A 17,620-nucleotide genomic window follows, 5' to 3' on the forward strand; every position below is an offset into this window, starting at 1 on the left:
ACTCTAGGACCTGTTGGACCGGTCGGGTGACGGAACCATGGCTTGATCACGCGCCCCGGCCCCCGTGGGCCGGCGGCCATGGGCGCGGCCTGCGTGTGAACGCCGGAACGTCATCCTGCACGCCGGGGGGCCACGGACGCCCAGAGGTGCTACAACTGGGTGCGTGACCCTTCCTTGCCACCCGTGCCTGGTGTGTCGGTGCGGTCACTCCTAGGCAACAGACTGAGAAGCGTCGCCGGACAGGTGTTCGTCCTTCAGGTGGCGATCGTGGTGTTGCTCGCCGCCGGCGCCCTGCTGTCCCTGCTGCTCCAGTCGCGGCACGACAGCGACCGGGAGGCACGCAACCGGTCGGTCGCCGTCGCGCAGACCGTCGCCCACTCCCTGGGCCTGCAGGCCGCGCTGAAGACGACGGATCCGTCCGCCATCCTGCAACCCCTGGCCGAGGCGACGCGCAAGGCCTCCGGCGTGGACTTCGTCGTGGTGATGGACACCAACGGCATCCGGTACAGCCATCCCCAGCCGGACCGCATCGGGAAACGGTTCGTCGGCACGATCGAGCCCTCGCTCGCCGGACAGGTCCACGTCGAGAGCGTGCAGGGGCCGCTCGGCAAGGAGATCCAGGCCATCGTGCCGGTCACCGCGGCCGACGGCCGGGTCGTCGCACTGGTCTCGGCGGGCCTGACCGTGAAGAACGTGACCGGTGTCGTCGACCGTCAGCTCCCGGTCATCCTCCTGGCCATCGCGACCGGCCTGGCCCTGGCCACCGGCGGCTCGGCGCTGATCAGCCGACGGCTGCGCCGGCAGACCCACGGGCTCGGCACGGAGGAAATGACCCGCATGTACGAGCACCATGACGCGGTGCTCCACGCCGTCCGCGAAGGGGTGCTGATCACGGACGGCGACGGGCGGCTACGGCTGGCCAACGACGAGGCCAAACGGCTGCTCGACCTGCCGGAAGACGCCGAGGGACGCAGCGTCGGCGCCGTGCCCGGGCTGAACCGCCGGATGGCGGACCTCCTGCTGTCGGGCCGCTTGGCCACCGACGAGGTGCTCGAAACGGGCGACCGGCTGCTCGTGGTCAACCAGCGGCCCACCCACCCCGGAGGTCGCCGGGAGGGGGCCGTGGTCACCATCCGGGACTCCACCGAGATGCAGGTCCTGACGAGCCGGGCGGACACGGCCCGCAGACGGCTCAAGCTGCTGTACGACGCGGGAGGCGAGGTCGGAACGAGCCTCGACGTGGTGCGGACGGCCGAGGAACTCGCCAATGTCGCCGTGCCCCGGTTCGCGGACTACGTCACGGTCGACCTGGCCGACTCGGTGCTCGACGGCGACGAACCCGGCGCCGGTGCCGACATGCGGCGCACGGCGGTCAGCGGCATCCGCTCCGACCACCCCCTCTACCCGCGCGGGTGGCTGATCGCCTTCCTTCCCTCCACCCCTCAGGCGCGCGGCTACGGCACCGGCGAAGCGGAGCTCGTGCCCGACCTGGCCGACGCGGCGGGCTGGCACGCCCAGGACCCGCCGCGCGCCCGGGCCATCGTCGACTACGGAATCCACTCGCTCATCGTGGCCCCGCTCAGGGCACGGGGCGTCGTACTCGGGGTGGTCAACTTCTGGCGGTCGCAGAAGCCGGAGCCCTTCGACGAGGACGAGCTGTCACTGGCCGAGGAACTCGTCGCCCGGGCGGCGGTCAGCATGGACAACGCCCGCCGCTACACCCGTGAACACGCCCTCGCCGAGACCCTCCAGCGCAGCCTGCTGCCGCGCGCCCTGCCCGAGCAGAACGCCGTGGACGTGGCGCACTTCTACCTGCCCGCCCAGTCCGGGGTGGGCGGCGACTGGTTCGACGTGATCCCCCTGCCGGGCAGCCGGGTCGCGCTGGTCGTCGGAGACGTCGTCGGGCACGGACTGCACGCCGCGGCCACCATGGGGCGGCTCCGCACGGCGGTGCACAACTTCTCCACCCTCGACCTGCCGCCCGACGAGATCCTCGCCCGCCTGGACGACCTCGTGCAGCGCATCGACCGCGACGGGGCCGCCGACGACCTGGACGGCGGCGTCCTGGGCGCGACGTGCCTGTACGCCGTCTACGACCCGGTGTCCCAGCGCTGCACCATGGCGCGGGCAGGGCACCTGCCACCCCTCGTGGTCGCTCCCGACGGCACGACGGACATCGTGGACCTGCCGGCCGGGCCCCCGCTGGGGCTGGGCGGCATTCCGTTCGAAACCTCGGAGCTGTACCTGGCGGAAGGCAGCCAGCTCGTCCTGTATACGGACGGACTGATCGAGGAGCGGACCCGGGACATCGGCGAGGGGCTGGAGCTGCTCCGCGCGGCGCTGAGCCATCCGGACCGGGACCCGGCGGAGAGCTGCCGGGCCGTACTCGATCTCCTCCTGCCGACCCGTCCGACCGACGACGTGGCGCTGCTCATCGCACGGACGCGGACCCTCGGCCCGGACCGGGTTGCGGAGTGGGACATGCCGTTCGAGCCGAGTGCGGTCGCCGCCATGCGGAGCGTCGCGGTGAAGCAGCTCGAGGAATGGGGCCTGTCGGAGATCGGCTTCGCCACCGAGCTGATCCTCAGCGAACTGGCCACGAACGCCCTGCGGTACGGCAGCGCGCCGGTCCGGGTGCGGCTGCTGCACGCCCGCACCCTGACCTGCGAAGTGTGGGACGGCAGCAATTCGGCCCCGCACCCGCGCTACGCCGCCACCACGGACGAGGGAGGGCGCGGCCTGTTCCTGGTGGCGCAGCTCAGCGAGCAATGGGGCACCCGCTACACGCCCGACGGCAAGGTCATCTGGGCGGAACAGTCCCTCCCCGGCACTCCGGGCGCCGGAAAACCGTCCCCCGCGGCCTTCCTCGACCTGGAACCCCTCTGATTCATCCCGCCGCCCGACCCGGGCTGCGGATCAGACGTTGCGCCACCGGGCCATCGCCCAGGAGAACAGTCCGAAGAGCACCAGCCCCACGGCGACCGCCACCAGCAGCCACGGACCCGCCGGGGTGGTGGTGAACGACCGCAGCGTGTCGTCCACCCCCTTCGCCTGCGCGGGCTCGTAGCGCAGCGCCGCGTACACGAGGAAGCCGCCGGCCGCGACGCCCACCGTTCCCCGGGCCAGACCGCCGGTCACCCCGAGGAAGTCGACGGCCTTGCGCCACCGGGCGGAGACGCCTCCCATGGCCAGGTGCTTGCGAAACGAGCGGCGTGCGGCCTGCACTGCGATGACCACGCCCGCGACGGCGATCCCGACTCCCGCCGCGGCCACCAGCCATTGGCCCGCGGGCAGCCCAAGGGCCTTCGCCGTCGCATCGCGCGACTGTTCGTCCCCGGAGCGCCCGCCGCCCGCGGAGAAGGTCAGTACGGAGAAGGCCACGACGGTGTAGAACGCGCACCGGCCTGCCGAGGCCAGCCGTTTCACGGGCTTGTCGCCGTCCGGTCCTGCCGCCCCGAACAGCGCCTCCGCCAGACGCCACAGCGCCATGCCCACGAGTCCGAGGCCCACGGCCCAGACGAGGACCCCGCCGAAGGGTTTGTCCGAGAGCTCCTGGAGGGCTCCCTGCCGGTCGGCCTCCTCGCCACCGTCTCCCAGGGCAATGCGCACGGCCAGGATCCCGGTCAGTACGTAGAGCACCCCGCGTGCCACCAGCCCGCACCGCGCCGTGACCTCCCGGCCCCGGCCGCCCTGCGAGGCGGTACGGGCCCCCCGGGACGCGGCGTCGGCGCCCCCGCTCGCCGCTCGGATTCCCATGGCGGTCAGATCTCGCCGCGCCAGGAGCCGGTCGCGATCCCGCGCGATTCGATGAACAGCTTGAACCGCTTCAGATCACCCGCGACCTGCCGCTTGACGAAGCCGAGCTTGTCGGCGGCCGTCTCGGCCAGGCCGTCGGGGACCCAGTTCATGTGCAGGACGACCTTCGTGGTGGTCGCGTCGACCGGCTGGAAGGTGACGAGCCCGGCCTGGCGGGCCTCCCCGTCGACCGTGATCCACGCGACGCGGCGGTCCGGGAGCTGCTCGGTGATCTGCGCGTCGAACTCGCGCTGCACCCCGTTCACGTTCGTCACCCAGTGGGTGAGCGTGTCCGTGCGCTGGACGATCCGCTCGACCCCCTCCATGAAGACGGGGAAGTCCTCGAACTGCGTCCACTGGTCGTAAGCCGTGCGTACGGGGACGTTGACCTCGACGTACTCCTCGACGTGCGACATGCGCACCCCTTCCGTGTCGTCAGCAGCCCGCACCCGCAGGTGTGGGTCGTCCGTCAGGACGTCTCAAGGCGCGGCTACCCGAGCTCCACGGACCCATGCGCGGACCGGCCGACCCAACTCCCCGACGGACTGAGCCCGTACGGTGCGCGTACGGGCGAAGGCCCAGGGCACACGCGAGTCATGACCGTACTCAAGACCAGCGTGCTCGTCCTGGACTGCGCCGAGCCCGAACCCCTGGCCGGGTTCTACGCCGAGCTGCTCGGAGCCGTGGCGGGCCCGGCGCCCGGGGACGGGGAACTGATCCTCGTCACCGGCGCCTCCGGCGTGGTGCTCCTCGGGATCCGGCGCGATCCGAACCACGTGCCGCCGAGCTGGCCGGCGCCGGAGGACTCCCAGCAAGCCCATCTGCGCATCCTGGTGGCGGCCGAGGCGCTCGACGAGGCCGAGCGGGAGGCCGTGGGACTCGGCGCGCGCCCGTTGGCCGCCGAGGAGGACGGCAGCCGGCTGGACAACCGCACGACGCTGCGCAGGTTCAGCGACCCGGCAGGGCACGCCTTCGTCCTCGCGGCCGTGTGTGAAGACCGTGCCGCCACGGCCCGTAAGGACGATCACGGGGTTGGCGTCGCAGTTCCCCGAGCCCCTGATGACGAGACCGTGCCGTAGGCCCGGAGGGCGTCGGCCGGGTCGCCGGGGCGGCCTCGCAGGGTGGTGTCCAGAAACGCGAGGGTGGCCGCGGCGACGAGGCGCGGGCTCTCGGTGCGGCCCAGGGTGCCGACGATCGAGGGCACGGGCGGCAGGTAGAGCGGGCCGTCCATGAAGGTGAGGTGCCCGGCGCCGGGGACGGTGAGCCGGTAGCTCGTCGCGGTGTTGTGTTCGAGGGCCTCGGTCAGCCGGGGCAGGTAGCGCGGGTCCGTACCGGCGGTGATCTCCTGGGTGAGCGCGAGCGCCGGCTGCTCGAGGGCGGGCGCGGTGGGCCCGTGGGGGTAGCCGTCCAGGTCGACGACGGCGTCGAACCGGCGGTCCTGCCGGGCCGCCTGCAGGGCGGCGGCTCCGCCCAGGGAGTGGCCGGCCGCCGCGGAGCGGCCGGTGTCCAGGCGTCCGGTCAGCGGGTCGGCGGTCTCACCGCGGTCCAGTCGCTCCAGTTGAGTGAGGACGAAGCCGAGGTCGGCGGCCCGGACGGCGGTCCAGCCGGCGGCCAGCTCCTCGTCCTTGTCGCGGTCTCCGGAGGAGGCGGTGGTGGCTCGGATCGTGCGGCCGTCGGCGAGGACGACGACGGCGGAGTCGTACGGGTGGTCGAGGGCGGCGACCAGGTAGCCGTGGCTGGCCAGCTCCTCCGCCCAGGCGGTGTTCTGGGTCCGCACCCCGCCCGACCCCGGGGAGAAGAGGACGACCGGGAACCGCCCGCCCCCGACAGCCACCGGGGCGTCGACGACCGCGCGGCTTCGGGCCCTCGGGACGCCGTCGACCAGGAAACCGGGCAGGCCGGCCCCGCCGGCGAGGGCCTCTGAGACGGTCCGCGCCTCGCCCTCCGTACGCCCCAGGTACCGGGCCCGAGGGACGACCGCAGGGCTCTTCTGCGCCGGGTACCAGAGCTGGACCACGACCGCGCGCCGGTCGTCCGGATCGGCGGTGAAGCGCTCGGGGCGGAGCGGGTCGGTCCACTGCACCACCCGGGTGCCGACCGCGAAGGCGCCCGTCGGCTCGGGGAAGACGGGCACGGGGAAGGCCCGGGCGGCCAGCGGGCCGGTGGCGATCAGGCCGGCGCAGGCCAGCGATCCCGGCAGGGCCAGCCACCAGCGGGCCCGCCACGCCGGTCGGCCCGTACCGCGCCGCAGCAGGGGCGGGAGGGCGAACGCCGAGGCGACGGCGCCGCCGGCCAGGACCGGCAGCATCTGCCAGCGGATCCCCACGATGCCCAGCACGATCGCCGACGGTACGAGGACCGCCCCCGCCGCGACGATGACGGGCCTGCGGGCGGCCGGGGGGAGCCAGCGCGCCACCAGCAGCACGACGGCGCCCAGCAGGACGAGGACTTCCGGAAGGGACAGGAACAGCCCCGGGATGGTTTCGGTCACCCGGCCATGCTCGGCGCCCGGCCCGCGCCGCCGCATCGGCCCCGGGTCGCCGCCGACTGCGACCGGCGTGGCAACCGGGCACCCCGGACCGGCGGCCGGTCTGCGACCGTGGGAGGTGACGGGGATCCTCCTGTGGTCGTACCCCGGCACATTGAGCTCCGACGCCGGGCTCATGTGCGGCGCGGACCCGCCGCCTAGGCTGCGGCTGTACGCGGTGGCGGCCCAGGCCGGGCCGCCGCGACGACCGATCGGCGGAGAGGTGTGACGGTGCGCCACCGGGACCGGGTACCGCCCCTGGTGTGGGACTCGGTACTGCCGGTGCTGCTCCTGCTCAACGTCGTGACCACGTACCCGGCCCGGGAGCTGCCGGTGGCGACGGCGCTCACCGCCGCCCTCGCGCTGCCCCTCGTATGGCGGCGCCGGGCCCCGCTCGCGGTGTTCGCCGCCGTGGTGGCCGCGGCCTTCGCCCAGTGGCTGGCGGACGTCCAACTGCCCGGTGCCATCGCCCTGCTGGTGGCCCTGTACACGGTGGCCGCGCACACGGGCCCGCGCGGCACGCTGCTCGCCGCCGCCGTCGTGGAGGGCGGGGCCCTGCTGGCCTGCCTGCGCTGGGCGACGAACGGCGCGTTCCTGACCCCGTTCGTCGCGCTCTCCGCGATGGTGGTCGCCGCCGCCGTCCTCGGGGTGAACGTGCGGACCGGCCGGGCCTACCTCACCGCCGTGCAGGAGCGGGCCGAACGGCTGGCGCAGCACCGAGAGCAGCAGGCGCTGCTGGCCGTCACCGAGGAGCGGGCCCGGATCACCCGCGAGATGCACGACATCGTCACCCACAACCTGTCGGTCATGGTCGCGCTCACCGACGCCGCCGTCTACGCACAGCACAGGTCCCCGGAGCGGGCCACCGCCGCGATGCTGCAGATCTCCGAGACGGGCCGGCAGGCCCTCACCGACATGCGGCGCTCGTTGGGCGTCCTGCGGTCCGACGAGCCGGACGCCGAGCGCCACCCGCTGCCCGGCATCGCCCAACTGGAGGCGCTCGCCGACCAGATGGCCGCCACCGGGCTGCCGACCGGCCTGGAGATCCGCGGCGGCCACGCCCATGTACCGGCCACCGCACAACTCACCGTCTACCGTCTGGTGCAGGAAGCCTTGACCAACACCCTCAAGCACACCCCCGCCGGCACCCGCGCGACGGTCCTGGTCGAGTGCTCGGCCGGGAGCGTCGGCGTGGAGGTCACCGACAGCGGCCCCCGGCCGGCGCTTCCCGCCGCCGAGCCGTCCGGCTACGGCATCCCCGGTATGCGCGAGCGCGCGGCCGCCTACGGGGGGACGCTGCGGGCCGGTCCGCTTCCGACCGGCGGCTGGGGTGTGCGGACCAGGCTCCTGCTCGGCAGCAGCGGGACGGGCGCCGCATGACGATCCGCATCGTGATCGCCGACGACGAGGCGCTGCTCCGGATGGCCTTCGGCACGGTCCTGGAGGCCCAGCCCGACATGGCGCCGGTCGGCGAGGCCGCGGACGGCGCCGAGGCCGTCCGCCTCGCTCGGGAGCTGCGGCCCGACGTCGTCCTGATGGACGTCCGGATGCCCGGGACGGACGGGATCGAGGCGACCCGGCAGGTCGTCGAGGTCTCTCCGGGGAGCAGGGTGCTGATCCTGACCACCTTCGACCTGGACGCGTACGCCTTCGCCGCGCTCGGCGCCGGGGCCTCGGGCTTCCTGCTGAAGAACACCCGGCCCGAGGAACTGCTCACCGCGATCCGCAACGTCGCGGCGGGCGACGCGGTGCTCTCCCCGCGGATCACCCGGCGCCTGCTGGAGAACTTCCGCCCGCAGCTGGCCGACGGGGGCACCGCCGTCCGCGACGAGCGGCTGGACCGGCTCAGCGCCCGGGAGCGCGAGGTGCTCGTCGAGGTCGGTCGCGGCCTGTCCAATGCCGAGGTCGCGGCCGCTCTGCACCTCGCGGAGGCGACCGTGAAGTCCCATCTGGGACGGATCCTGCTCAAGCTGGAGCTCCGCGACCGGATCCAGGCCGTGGTCTTCGCCCACGCGAACCGCCTGGTCGCCCCGGCCTGACGCCGTCGGCGTCGGGCTCACGGAGACGGGGGCGGGGCAGCGGGTGAGGGCTCGCGCCACATGGGCCAGAGGGTGGGTCCGTCCTGCGGGAGACGGAGCTCGGAGGTGACGCGGAAACCCAGCCGTTCGTAGAAGGGGACGTTGGCTTCCTTGCTCGACTCCAGGTAGGCGGGTTGCCCGAGCCTGTCGCAGTCGGCCAGCTGCTGGCGCAACAGTGCCGACCCGACTCCCGTCCCCTGGAGCCCCGGGTCCGTCCCCACGGACGGCAGGTACCAGTGCGGAATGTCCGGATGGGATGCGTGCATGAGGTTCTGGACCTCGCCGGCCCGCGACATCCCTCGGAGACCGAAGACGCGCGCGTAGGCGGGGAGCGCCGCCAGCTCTCGTACCGCGGATCCCTTCCAGCGCCCGGGCCCCGACCACAGCGCGGCCGCCAGCAACCGCCCGTCACTGGTCGCGGCGACCCGGACACCGCCCGCGCGGGGCCGCTGCTGGCGCTGGGCGAGCTCGAAGTAGCGGGCGATGCGGCGTTCCCGGTCGGCTGAGGCGGGGACCATCCACGCCATGACCGGGTCATCGGAGAAGGCGCGGGCCAGCAGGGCGGCGACCGCACCGGACTCGGAGGGACGGGCGAACCGGATCCCGTACCCGGCGATGGGCGGTGTCGTGCGGATGCTCATGGGTACACGCTAGGCAGCGGTCCCGGTCCCCTGCCGCCGCGCACGAAGGACACGCCGTGGCCTTCGATCCGGGGGTCGCGAAGGCCCTCAAACCTTCCCCCGAAAGGGGTACGGCTGGGAACGCAGGGTGAGATTCGGGGCTGTCGGCGGTGACCCGCCCCACAGGACCTTGGTCACATATGAGGCGGGATAGTAGTCCTTGGACGGCCCTTACCGGTCCTCTCGAACCGTCCCTGACCTGCGCTGATACCGGCCCGGTCTCTGGGGGGTCGTTGCGCCTCGGCTGCGAGGGCCACTAGTAAGAGGGGTCGTTGCCAGGCGGGCTCTACCCCCGTAGAACTGGATGTGTCGCAAGGCGGACGGAGTTCCCCCGGGTTCTCCCGGGTTCTCCCGCTCCCGCCGACGATCCCCTCTCCTTCGCGTGAGTGGCTCACGCACGTCTTCGGCGTGTCTGCGACTGCCCTTGTTCCCTTCGGAAGGTTCGTCCGTGTCCAACGCCGTCATCCGCCGCATCGCCGCTTCGAAGAAGACCCTCGCGGGTACCGTCCTCGCCCTGGGCGTTGCCGGTTCCATGCTGGCCGCGGTTCCCGCGCAGGCCGCCCCGATGAGTGCCAAGGCGATCGCCCAGCAGATGATCAAGGACCCGGCGCAGTTCGCGGCGTTCAACAACATCGTGTCCCACGAGTCCGGCTGGGACTACACCGCCACGAACTCCGCTTCCGGCGCGTACGGCCTGGTCCAGGCCCTGCCGGCGTCGAAGATGGCCTCGGCGGGCTCGGACTGGAAGACCAACCCGGCCACTCAGATCAAGTGGGGCCTGGACTACATGAACTCCCGCTACGGCAGCCCCGCCGGCGCCTGGACGTTCTGGCAGAACAACCACTGGTACTAAACCACCAGCGGAACACGAAGACACGAAACGCCCGACCGGTATCCCTCCGGCCGGGCGCTTTCGCATACCCGCCCCGTGGATGCCGGACGGTCAGTGCGCCGCGGGGTCGATGTTGCAGCTCGCTCGGCGGCGCCCGATGGTGACCAGAGCGTGATGCAGTGCGTCGAGGTCGCCACGTCGGACCTCATGGATGGCCCCGTGCACCGGCTCGAGTCCCGGGCTGATCGCCTCGCCCGCCTCGTGCGGGTCGCGACGCAGGATGATCCCCGTGGGAGGGTCGAAGGACCGCAGGGCGCGAACGAGGCTCCGGCGGTCGCGTTCTCCCTGAGCGTCGGCACGGTGGAGGGTGACCACGGCGATGTCCGGAAGCAGCACGCGGGCCTGCGCCAGGGCGACGTCGGCATCGTGAGCGTGGGCGACGATGCGGAAGTGCGGCCCCGTGTGGATGCACGCACGGAGGGCTTCCAGCTCGGCACCGTCCGCCACACCCGTCACCAGAACGGTCATCATTGCCCCCATTCTTCATGAAATCTGCACTTTTGGTAGAGGGGGAGGCGGGTTGCGGGGGAGAGGGGGAGGGGTGCGTAAGGTCGGCACGGCCGTCGGCGCATCGGCCGTGGTGCTGACCTGGTGGAGGAACACGTGGGAAATGCTGAGCCGCGGCGGCGGTCGCACTCTGATGCGGGGGGTCCTGGCGCAGCAGGAGCGGACGGTCTGCGTGAGCACGGGTTTGCCCGCTACGGTGCCGAGCAGCTCGGCATCGCTCCGGGCGGCTCCACGGCGAGGGACTTGGCTGAGCTCCGGGAGGGCTTCGCGGGTCTGCCGACCGACCCGTACGCTCCGGGAACGAACCGGTTCCGCCGCTACTCCCATGCCGTGTACCTGCCGTGGAAGGACGAACTGTCCTGGATCCCCGGTATCCCCGACCCCGTACACGGTACGGTCACCAATTTCTCCCAGGGCGAGGACGACCCCGAGCATCCGCGAAAGCTCCGCGTGCTCCCCGACATCCCCGGGGCACTGCGCGGCAACGCCCTGCTGCTGCGGCTCCTGCGCTGGGACATCGAGCAGGTCCTGTCCCTGAGGGACATGACGAGACGGCCGCTGTGGGCCGGGGTCCACCTGATCAGGCTCGGCGTCGACCTCCCGGGCCAGGATGCCGTCTCTTTGCCGAACTGCCTGCACCAGGACGGAGGTTCGGCCAGCACGTTCACGTTCGCCCACCTGATCAGCCGCACCAACGTCACGGGTGGGGAGAACGTCATCGCCACGCCGGGCAGTGCGGGCCTCCAGCCCGAGGATCCGTGGGCGGACGTCCACGCCAGATTCACCCTCACCGACCCACTGGACGGCTACGCCGTCCACGACCACAGGGTCAGCCACCACGTCGGCCCGGTGCGCAGGGGCTCCGGGCCGGGGCCGGGCGAGCGATCCGTCCTCATCGTCGGCCTCGCCCCGTACGTCCCGCAGTTGTGACACCGGCACCGCCCGAGCCCGCCGGAAACGCCGGCTGCTGCTCGAGCACCGCGTCGGACCACACCTCGACCAGGCGGTCCGGCAGGCCGAAGAGCGGGAAGAGGCGGTCGGTGTCGCGGTAGGCCGCAATGCCGCTGATCCGGTCGCCGCGGAACTCGACGACTTGGAGGGCCCAGGGCACGTAGCCGGTGCCGTCCGGCTGCGGGCGGTACTGGCCGAATGCGGGGGAGCCGTTCGCCGTGGTCGGGACCAGACGCGAGCCGCGGCAACCGATCGCCGGTCCGGTGAGCCACGCGTGGATATCGGGGACCCCGCGCATCCACTTCGCGTACGGCGGCAGGCACAAGGTGGCGTCGACGTGGAGGAGCATGTTCAGCTCCTCCACGTCGTAGCGGGAGAAGGCCGTGGCGTACCGCTCGGCCAGCACCCGGTGGACGATGTCGTCGGACGGCCGGGCGGCCGTCCCTTCCGCCGCCGCGTCGGTCGTCCGGCGCCGGTCGGACAGCGTGGCGCGGGCCCGTTGCAGGGAACTGTTGGCCGAGGCGAGGGTGCAGCCGTGCAGGTCGGCGACCTCGCGGGCCGAGAAGCCCAGGACGTCCCGCAGGATCAGCGTGGCCCGCTGCCTGGGCGGCAGGTGCTGCAGCGCGGCGACGAACGCCAACCGGACCGACTCGCCCGCCGTCGCGGCCGCCTCGGGATCGCCGGCGGGGCACGGTTCCACCCACAGGAGGTCCTCCTGCGGCGGCGCGGGCGGGGCGCCGCCCCCGCTCGGTCCTGACAGGTCCATCGGGAGCGCCCGCCGCTTGCCCGATGCGAGGGAGTCCAGACACGCGTTGGTGGCGATGCGGTACACCCACGTCCGCAACGCCGACCGGCCCTCGAAACGGTCGATGCTCCGCCACGCCCGAACCAGTGCCTCCTGCACGGCGTCTTCGGCCTCGGCGTACGACCCCAACATCCGGTAGCAGTAGCCGGTCAGCTCCCCCCGGTACTCCTCAAGCTCCTCGGCCACGACGCCGGGCGCCCCGGTATCCCCCATGCCGCACTCCTCAAAAAGACGGTCTCGAACCCGCTGACCGGGCGTTCCACTCTAGGAGCAGGGCCCAGGCTCGGCGGAGCGGGGTTCAAGATTCCTTCGAGTTGCGGCTGCCAGATTGTCGGTCAGACCCACCCGCTTCCAGCAAAGGAGAACTCCATGCCCACGCTTGCCCCCGAACGCAATGCCGAGCTCGCCCAGCCGCAGACCGACGACCTCTTCGACCTCTTCGACATCGACGTGCGGATCGAGGTGGACACGAAGCGGCCCGAGGCCGGCTGGACCAGCTTCAGCTGCAGTTCCTGCCTGCAGAGCATGTGTTACTGCTGAGCTAGTCGGCCGGCGGCCCCTGGCCGCCGGCCGCTCTCTCCCACGCGTGGATGCGCTCGGCACTCGCCCGGCCTCGCTGCCGCCCCGCCCCGCCCTGCCTCTCACCCTCCGCTCGACTCTCCGCCAACGTCAGAGGACCCGTCCCGATGCCGCCGAAGGTCGCGAACCGCCCGTACTTCCGCGCCGTACCGGCCGCCCTGCTGCGGGCACCGGCGCGCGGCCTCCTCGAAGGGCCCGTCCGCACCGGCCCCGACGGACAGCCCGACAGCCGCACGGCCTGCGAACAGGTCCTGCGCACGGCCGCGGGCGACGCCCCGTTGATGGAAGCCCTGCATGTGGCCAGCGCCTCGCTGGCACGGCTGGTCGAGTCGAGCACCGAGCCCGAGGGGCTGGCCTCGCGCACCGACGGCCAGTTGCGCAAGGCCGCACTGTCCGTGGTCCGCTACGAGGCCAGGATGCGCTCCCGGTGCACCCCGTTCGGGCTGTTCGCGGGTGTGGCCCCGGTACGCATCGGCACCTCGGCGAAGGTGTCCTGGCCGGATGCCCCCTCCAGCCGTACGCGGGTGGATCTGGACTGGCTCTCCCGGCTGATCCGCGAGCTGGAGTCGGACAGCGCGCTGCTGCCGCACCTCACCGTGCACGCGCACACCGGGGTGTTCCCGCGCGGGGGCCGGCTCGTCATGGCCACCCCCTCGAACCCGGGCACCGTCGCGGGCGACACGGCCCGCAACGAGGTGTCCGTGCGGGTCACTCCCGTGGTCACGGCCGCCCTCGACCTGGCCTCGGGCCCGGACGGCATCCAGGTGGGTGCGGCCATCGCCTCGCTCGAACGGCGCTTCCCCACGGCCCCGGCCGGCGCCGTCGCCGGACTCCTCGCCACCCTGGTCCGGCAGGAGTTCCTCGTCACGAACATGCGCCCGGTACTCGACGGCAGTGATCCGCTGACCCGCCTCATCGGGGTGCTCGCCGGCGCCCGCGAGTCCGCCGACGCACCGCTCCCGGTCCTGACCGGGCTACGGGAAGCGTCCGCGGCCCGGGACCGGTTCGACGCGGCCCCTCCCGGCTCGCGCCGTGCGGCGCTCGCCGACCTCGAATCCGCACTGCGCGGGCTCGGAGCGGTGCGCGAAGACGACCGGCTCGTCCACGTGGATCTGGCCCTGGGCGCCGACGTGCGGCTGCCGCAGGCCGTGGCCGACGAGGCCGCCCGCTCGATGGACGTCCTGTGGAGGCTGTCGCCGCCGGGCCCCGGAATGCCGTCGCTTCGCTCGTACCACCGGGACTTCATCGAGCGCTACGGCACCGACCGGATCGTCCCGGTCCTCGAACTGCTCGACGACACGGTCGGACTGGGAGCGCCGTCGGGCTACGAGTGGCCTGCCTCCTCGCGCACCGAGGAGCCGCACGCTCCGCCGGAGCGGACCCGTGACCTGCTGCTCGGCCGGCTGGCCGCCGCGGCGCTCCGGGACGGGACCCGCGAGGTGGTCCTGGACGACGACCTCGTGGAGCGGCTCACGCGCGGCGAGCCGGACCCCGCACGGCTGCCCAGGGCCTGCGAGTTGTTCTGCACGCTGGTTGCGGATTCCGAAGAGGCGCTCGACCGCGGGGACTTCCTGCTCGTCGCCGGCCCGGGACCGGCGCCCGCCGAAGCCGGGGCGACGTTCGGGCGGTTCGCGGGGCTCACCGGGGCCATCACCGAGGAACTGGCCGCCGCCGTACACCGGGACGTACCCGGGGCCGCGCACCTCACCGTCGCGTTCCAACCGCGTGCCGCACGGGCCCTGAACATCGCCAACAGCCCGCGCACGGCCGGACACCAAGTGCCCGTGGGGCTGCCGCCGAACCCGGCCGCGACCACCGTACGGCTCGACGAGATCGGTGTCGCGGGGAACGCCGACCACCTCTATCCGGTCCACCTGCCCACCGGCCTGAGGCTGCTCCCGCACACCTCGCACGCGCTCGACCTGCGCGGTCAGGCGCCGAACGCCGCCCGGTTCCTGCTGGAACTGGGCCGCGACGGGACCCGGATGTGCACGCCCTGGGACTGGGGCCCGGTCAAGAGCGCTCCCTTCCTGCCGCGCGTCCGCTACGGCCGCACGGTCATCTCTCCGGCGACCTGGCGCCTCGACGAACTGCGGGAACACACCGCCCGCGGACCGGCCGAGTGGTCCGCCGCGGTGGCCGAATGGCGGGAGCGCTGGGGCGTCCCGCAGCGGATCGTACTGAGCCGGCTCGATCACCGGCTGCCCCTCGACCTGACCGACCGCTGGCACCTGGAGGTGCTCCGGGACGCGCTCACCAAGGACACCGACCACCTCGCCACCGAGGTCCCCGGGGGCGAGGAACGCTCCGGCGGCTGGCTCCGGGGCCCGGACGGCCTGCCCCGGCAAACCGAACTGGCACTGGCCTTCACCAGCGCCGACGCCCCCGTGGCGCCGCTCGCGAGCCACCCCGCGGGTCCGGCGCGCACCGCGGAACGGCGGTCCGCGGAGGTGGGCGGCGAGTGGCTCTACGCCAAGCTCTACCTCCCCGAACGGCACGTCCCGGCGTTCCTCCGCGAGCGGCTCACCCCCTTCCTGGCCGGCCTGTCCGGTCTGGCCGTCGAGCACGGGGAGTTCGTGGACCGGTGGTTCTTCATCCGCTACCGGGACCAGGAGGACCATCTGCGGCTGCGCTTCCACGGGCCCTCCGGGCCGCTGTGGGAGCAACTGCTGCCCGCACTGCACACGTCGGTCCGGACGTGGACGGCCGAGGGTCTGATCGGGCGCTGCGTCCTCGACGCGTACGAGCCCGAGTGGGAGCGGTACGGAGGACCACGGGCGCAGGCGGCGGCCGAACGGTTCTTCGCCGCCGACAGCCGCCTGGCCCTCGCCCTGCCCCGGGCGGCCCGTGACCAGGGGGCCGGAGGGCCCCGCTGGGACCCGGAAACCCTCGCCGCGATGTCGATGGCCTCGATCGCCCAGGCCTTCGGCCCGCCGCCCGTCCACAGCCACAGCCATGGCATCGCCTCCGCCTCCGCCCCTGGCACCGGCACCGGCTCACCCGCACAGGACCGGTACGGGCCGCACGAGCCGGGCGCCGCCTGGCTCGCCGCGGGCGCGGCGGGCCACGACCTCCCGCACGGTTTCCGGGCCGACCGGGCGCAGTGGCTGCGCCTGATCGACCCGGTAGGCGGGTGGCCCGTGCTGTCCGAAAGCCCGGCCGGGCGAGAGGTGCTCGCCGCGCTGACCGACCAGGCCGCCCGACTGCGCGAGTACCGGGAAGTCCTCGACCAACTCGCCGACGCCGACGAGAGCTGGTCGCCGCTGCCCCGCGTGCTGGCGAGCCTCCTGCACATGACCTGCAACCGCCTGCTCGGCCCCGACCGGGATGCGGAACGGCGGGCCTACGCCGCCGCCCGCGCCTGTATGACGGGCAACGCCGACCGAAGGAGGCACCACCGGTGACCACGGCCACCAGCCTGCTCGAGTCCGCCGTCGCACGGGTGGCGGACGCACTCGCCGACCCCGAGACGCTGACCCGGCATCCCGGCGAGCGCGGGGAACCGGTGTCGCTCGAAGGGAGCGCCGGCGCCGCGCTGTTCCTCGCGGAACTCGCCGGACACGACCCGGGCCGGCTGCCGGCCGCCCACGCCCACCTGTCGGTGGCCGCGCGGGCCCTGAACGGGACCGCCAGCGCGGGCCTCTTCCACGGCCCCGCCGCCGTACTGGCCGCCGCGCAGGCCTGTGCACGGCTCGGCGGGCACTACCCGCGGCTGCGCCACCAGCTGACCGAACACGTCGCGGCGGAGGCAGTGGCCAGGATCGCCCCCGCAGCCTCCCGCGCGGGGGTGGACTGGACGGCGTACGACGTCATCTCCGGCGCCACCGGCACCGGCCGACTGCTGCTCGGCGCGGTGGTCGACGGCGATCCGCGGGAACGGGCATCGGCCGAACCGGCGTTGCGGGCCACCCTCACCCATCTCACCGCCCTGTCCCGGCCGTTGACGGTCGACGGCCACCAGGTCCCCGGCTGGTGGGTGCCCGGCTCGCTGCAGGCCACTCCCGCGGACCAGAAGGTCTTCCCCCGAGGGGACTTCAACCTCGGTCTCGCCCACGGCATCGCGGGCCCGCTGACGCTGCTGGCCCTGTGCGCCGAAGCCGGGGTGACGGTGGACGGCCAGCTCGCCGCCGTCCACCGGATGGGACGCTGGCTCGCCGACCGGACCGACCACGACGCGTACGGCCCCTACTGGGAGCCGCGGCTGGCCTTCGACGACGAAATCGTCCGGGGCGCCGGCGGCAGCACGTCCCCCTCCGACCACGCCGCCGCGGCCTCGGGCGGGGCCTGGTGCTACGGAGCGGTGGGCATCGCGAACGCGCTCGCCAGGGCCGCACGGCTCACCGGAGAGGCAGGCTGGCACCGGCTCGCCCTCGAGGGCGCCCGTACGCTGCTGCGCCGTCCCGCCACCGAACACCACTTGAAGGGCCCCACCCTCTGCCACGGCCGGGCCGGCTTCCTGCAGAGCCTGTGGCGGCTGGGCCGGCTGACCGGAGACCGGGAACTGCTGGACCAGGCCGCACCGCTCGCCGAGGGGCTGGCCGCCCTGGCGGACCCGGAAGCACCCTTCGGTTTCCGCCACTTGTCGCCCGTGCGGTCCGACCGGGGCTGGGACCGTGCGCAGCCGCTGCGCGCCGTGGACAACGGCGGGCTCCTCGAAGGGGCCGCCGGAGTCGCGGCGGCGCTCCTCTCGATGCTGCCCGGCCGACCCGCGGCCTCCGGAGCAGCCGGGGACGGCCCGCACTGGGACCGCGTACTGCTCCTGTCCTGAGCGCCCGTACACACGACCGCGCCCGCCTGTGGCCCCGC

At 73.3% G+C, this 17,620-nt stretch carries 15 protein-coding genes; 9 read left to right on the forward strand and 6 right to left on the reverse strand.

What is annotated here, in order from left to right:
* Positions 1 to 243: 243 nt before the first annotated feature.
* Positions 244 to 2,886, forward strand: coding sequence for a SpoIIE family protein phosphatase (locus tag ACE1OC_RS40085; protein ID WP_407841197.1), 2,643 nt, complete (start codon positions 244 to 246; stop codon positions 2,884 to 2,886).
* A 30-nt stretch (positions 2,887 to 2,916) separates the two neighbouring features.
* On the opposite strand, the gene ACE1OC_RS40090 is transcribed toward ACE1OC_RS40085, so the two are convergent.
* Together ACE1OC_RS40090 and ACE1OC_RS40095 are read right to left on the reverse strand one after the other, a co-directional pair.
* Positions 2,917 to 3,756: a DUF1206 domain-containing protein gene (locus ACE1OC_RS40090; protein WP_407841198.1), complete on the reverse strand. Its 840-nt coding sequence runs from the start codon at positions 3,754 to 3,756 to the stop codon at positions 2,917 to 2,919.
* Positions 3,757 to 3,761: 5 nt separating this feature from the next.
* Complete coding sequence (locus tag ACE1OC_RS40095; RefSeq protein ID WP_407841199.1) at positions 3,762 to 4,211, reverse strand: SRPBCC family protein; 450 nt, start codon at positions 4,209 to 4,211, stop codon at positions 3,762 to 3,764.
* 180 nt (positions 4,212 to 4,391) lie between these two features.
* Between ACE1OC_RS40095 and ACE1OC_RS40100 the strand changes: the two genes are divergently transcribed.
* Positions 4,392 to 4,874: a VOC family protein gene (locus ACE1OC_RS40100; RefSeq protein WP_407841200.1), complete on the forward strand. Its 483-nt coding sequence runs from the start codon at positions 4,392 to 4,394 to the stop codon at positions 4,872 to 4,874.
* Here ACE1OC_RS40100 and ACE1OC_RS40105 read toward each other — a convergent pair.
* On the reverse strand, positions 4,820 to 6,322 hold the full coding sequence (locus tag ACE1OC_RS40105) for an alpha/beta hydrolase family protein (protein WP_407841201.1): 1,503 nt from the start codon (positions 6,320 to 6,322) through the stop codon (positions 4,820 to 4,822). The two genes, ACE1OC_RS40100 and ACE1OC_RS40105, sit on opposite strands and share 55 nt — an antisense overlap.
* A 231-nt stretch (positions 6,323 to 6,553) precedes the next feature.
* On the opposite strand from ACE1OC_RS40105, the gene ACE1OC_RS40110 reads away from it, so the two are divergent.
* Both ACE1OC_RS40110 and ACE1OC_RS40115 read left to right on the forward strand, forming a co-directional pair.
* Positions 6,554 to 7,702 (forward strand): sensor histidine kinase, encoded by a 1,149-nt coding sequence (locus tag ACE1OC_RS40110; protein ID WP_420497898.1) that lies wholly within the window; start codon positions 6,554 to 6,556, stop codon positions 7,700 to 7,702.
* Complete coding sequence (locus tag ACE1OC_RS40115; RefSeq protein WP_407841203.1) at positions 7,699 to 8,361, forward strand: response regulator; 663 nt, start codon at positions 7,699 to 7,701, stop codon at positions 8,359 to 8,361. The genes ACE1OC_RS40110 and ACE1OC_RS40115 overlap by 4 nt, the downstream gene beginning before the upstream one ends.
* 17 nt (positions 8,362 to 8,378) lie before the next feature.
* On the opposite strand, the gene ACE1OC_RS40120 is transcribed toward ACE1OC_RS40115, so the two are convergent.
* Positions 8,379 to 9,041 carry a GNAT family N-acetyltransferase gene (locus ACE1OC_RS40120; protein ID WP_407841204.1) on the reverse strand — a complete coding sequence of 221 codons (663 nt, stop codon included), beginning with the start codon at positions 9,039 to 9,041 and terminating at the stop codon, positions 8,379 to 8,381.
* A 487-nt stretch (positions 9,042 to 9,528) separates the two neighbouring features.
* On the opposite strand from ACE1OC_RS40120, the gene ACE1OC_RS40125 reads away from it, so the two are divergent.
* Positions 9,529 to 9,933 (forward strand): transglycosylase SLT domain-containing protein, encoded by a 405-nt coding sequence (locus tag ACE1OC_RS40125; RefSeq protein ID WP_274551450.1) that lies wholly within the window; start codon positions 9,529 to 9,531, stop codon positions 9,931 to 9,933.
* 90 nt (positions 9,934 to 10,023) lie between these two features.
* On the opposite strand, the gene ACE1OC_RS40130 is transcribed toward ACE1OC_RS40125, so the two are convergent.
* Positions 10,024 to 10,443, reverse strand: a complete 420-nt coding sequence (locus tag ACE1OC_RS40130) for a hypothetical protein (protein ID WP_407841205.1) — start codon at positions 10,441 to 10,443, stop codon at positions 10,024 to 10,026.
* Between the two features lie 279 nt (positions 10,444 to 10,722).
* Between ACE1OC_RS40130 and ACE1OC_RS40135 the strand changes: the two genes are divergently transcribed.
* Positions 10,723 to 11,409 (forward strand): 2OG-Fe dioxygenase family protein, encoded by a 687-nt coding sequence (locus ACE1OC_RS40135; protein WP_407841206.1) that lies wholly within the window; start codon positions 10,723 to 10,725, stop codon positions 11,407 to 11,409.
* On the opposite strand, the gene ACE1OC_RS40140 is transcribed toward ACE1OC_RS40135, so the two are convergent.
* Entirely contained in the window at positions 11,372 to 12,448 is a 1,077-nt protein-coding gene (locus tag ACE1OC_RS40140; RefSeq protein ID WP_407841207.1) for a sigma-70 family RNA polymerase sigma factor, read from the reverse strand. The two genes, ACE1OC_RS40135 and ACE1OC_RS40140, sit on opposite strands and share 38 nt — an antisense overlap.
* 156 nt (positions 12,449 to 12,604) lie before the next feature.
* On the opposite strand from ACE1OC_RS40140, the gene ACE1OC_RS40145 reads away from it, so the two are divergent.
* From ACE1OC_RS40145 to ACE1OC_RS40155, 3 genes are all read left to right on the forward strand, one after another.
* On the forward strand, positions 12,605 to 12,775 hold the full coding sequence (locus tag ACE1OC_RS40145) for a hypothetical protein (protein WP_407841208.1): 171 nt from the start codon (positions 12,605 to 12,607) through the stop codon (positions 12,773 to 12,775).
* A 146-nt stretch (positions 12,776 to 12,921) separates the two neighbouring features.
* Entirely contained in the window at positions 12,922 to 16,218 is a 3,297-nt protein-coding gene (locus ACE1OC_RS40150; protein WP_407841209.1) for a lantibiotic dehydratase, read from the forward strand.
* Positions 16,215 to 17,582, forward strand: a complete 1,368-nt coding sequence (locus ACE1OC_RS40155) for a lanthionine synthetase C family protein (protein WP_407841210.1) — start codon at positions 16,215 to 16,217, stop codon at positions 17,580 to 17,582. Before ACE1OC_RS40150 ends, ACE1OC_RS40155 begins: the two co-directional genes overlap by 4 nt.
* The last annotated feature ends 38 nt before the right edge of the window (positions 17,583 to 17,620 follow it).

This window comes from Streptomyces stoeckheimensis (genome assembly GCF_045822005.1).
GTDB lineage: Bacteria > Actinomycetota > Actinomycetes > Streptomycetales > Streptomycetaceae > Streptomyces > Streptomyces stoeckheimensis.

Coding starts and splice junctions, on each gene's coding strand:
- ACE1OC_RS40150 (WP_407841209.1), top strand. CDS start 12,922: ATGCCGCCGAAGGTCGCGAACCGCCCGTACTTCCGCGCCGTACCGGCC.
- ACE1OC_RS40115 (WP_407841203.1), top strand. CDS start 7,699: ATGACGATCCGCATCGTGATCGCCGACGACGAGGCGCTGCTCCGGATG.
- ACE1OC_RS40105 (WP_407841201.1), bottom strand. CDS start 6,322: ATGCGGCGGCGCGGGCCGGGCGCCGAGCATGGCCGGGTGACCGAAACC.
- ACE1OC_RS40090 (WP_407841198.1), bottom strand. CDS start 3,756: ATGGGAATCCGAGCGGCGAGCGGGGGCGCCGACGCCGCGTCCCGGGGG.
- ACE1OC_RS40120 (WP_407841204.1), bottom strand. CDS start 9,041: ATGAGCATCCGCACGACACCGCCCATCGCCGGGTACGGGATCCGGTTC.
- ACE1OC_RS40145 (WP_407841208.1), top strand. CDS start 12,605: ATGCCCACGCTTGCCCCCGAACGCAATGCCGAGCTCGCCCAGCCGCAG.
- ACE1OC_RS40140 (WP_407841207.1), bottom strand. CDS start 12,448: ATGGGGGATACCGGGGCGCCCGGCGTCGTGGCCGAGGAGCTTGAGGAG.
- ACE1OC_RS40130 (WP_407841205.1), bottom strand. CDS start 10,443: ATGATGACCGTTCTGGTGACGGGTGTGGCGGACGGTGCCGAGCTGGAA.
- ACE1OC_RS40100 (WP_407841200.1), top strand. CDS start 4,392: ATGACCGTACTCAAGACCAGCGTGCTCGTCCTGGACTGCGCCGAGCCC.
- ACE1OC_RS40095 (WP_407841199.1), bottom strand. CDS start 4,211: ATGTCGCACGTCGAGGAGTACGTCGAGGTCAACGTCCCCGTACGCACG.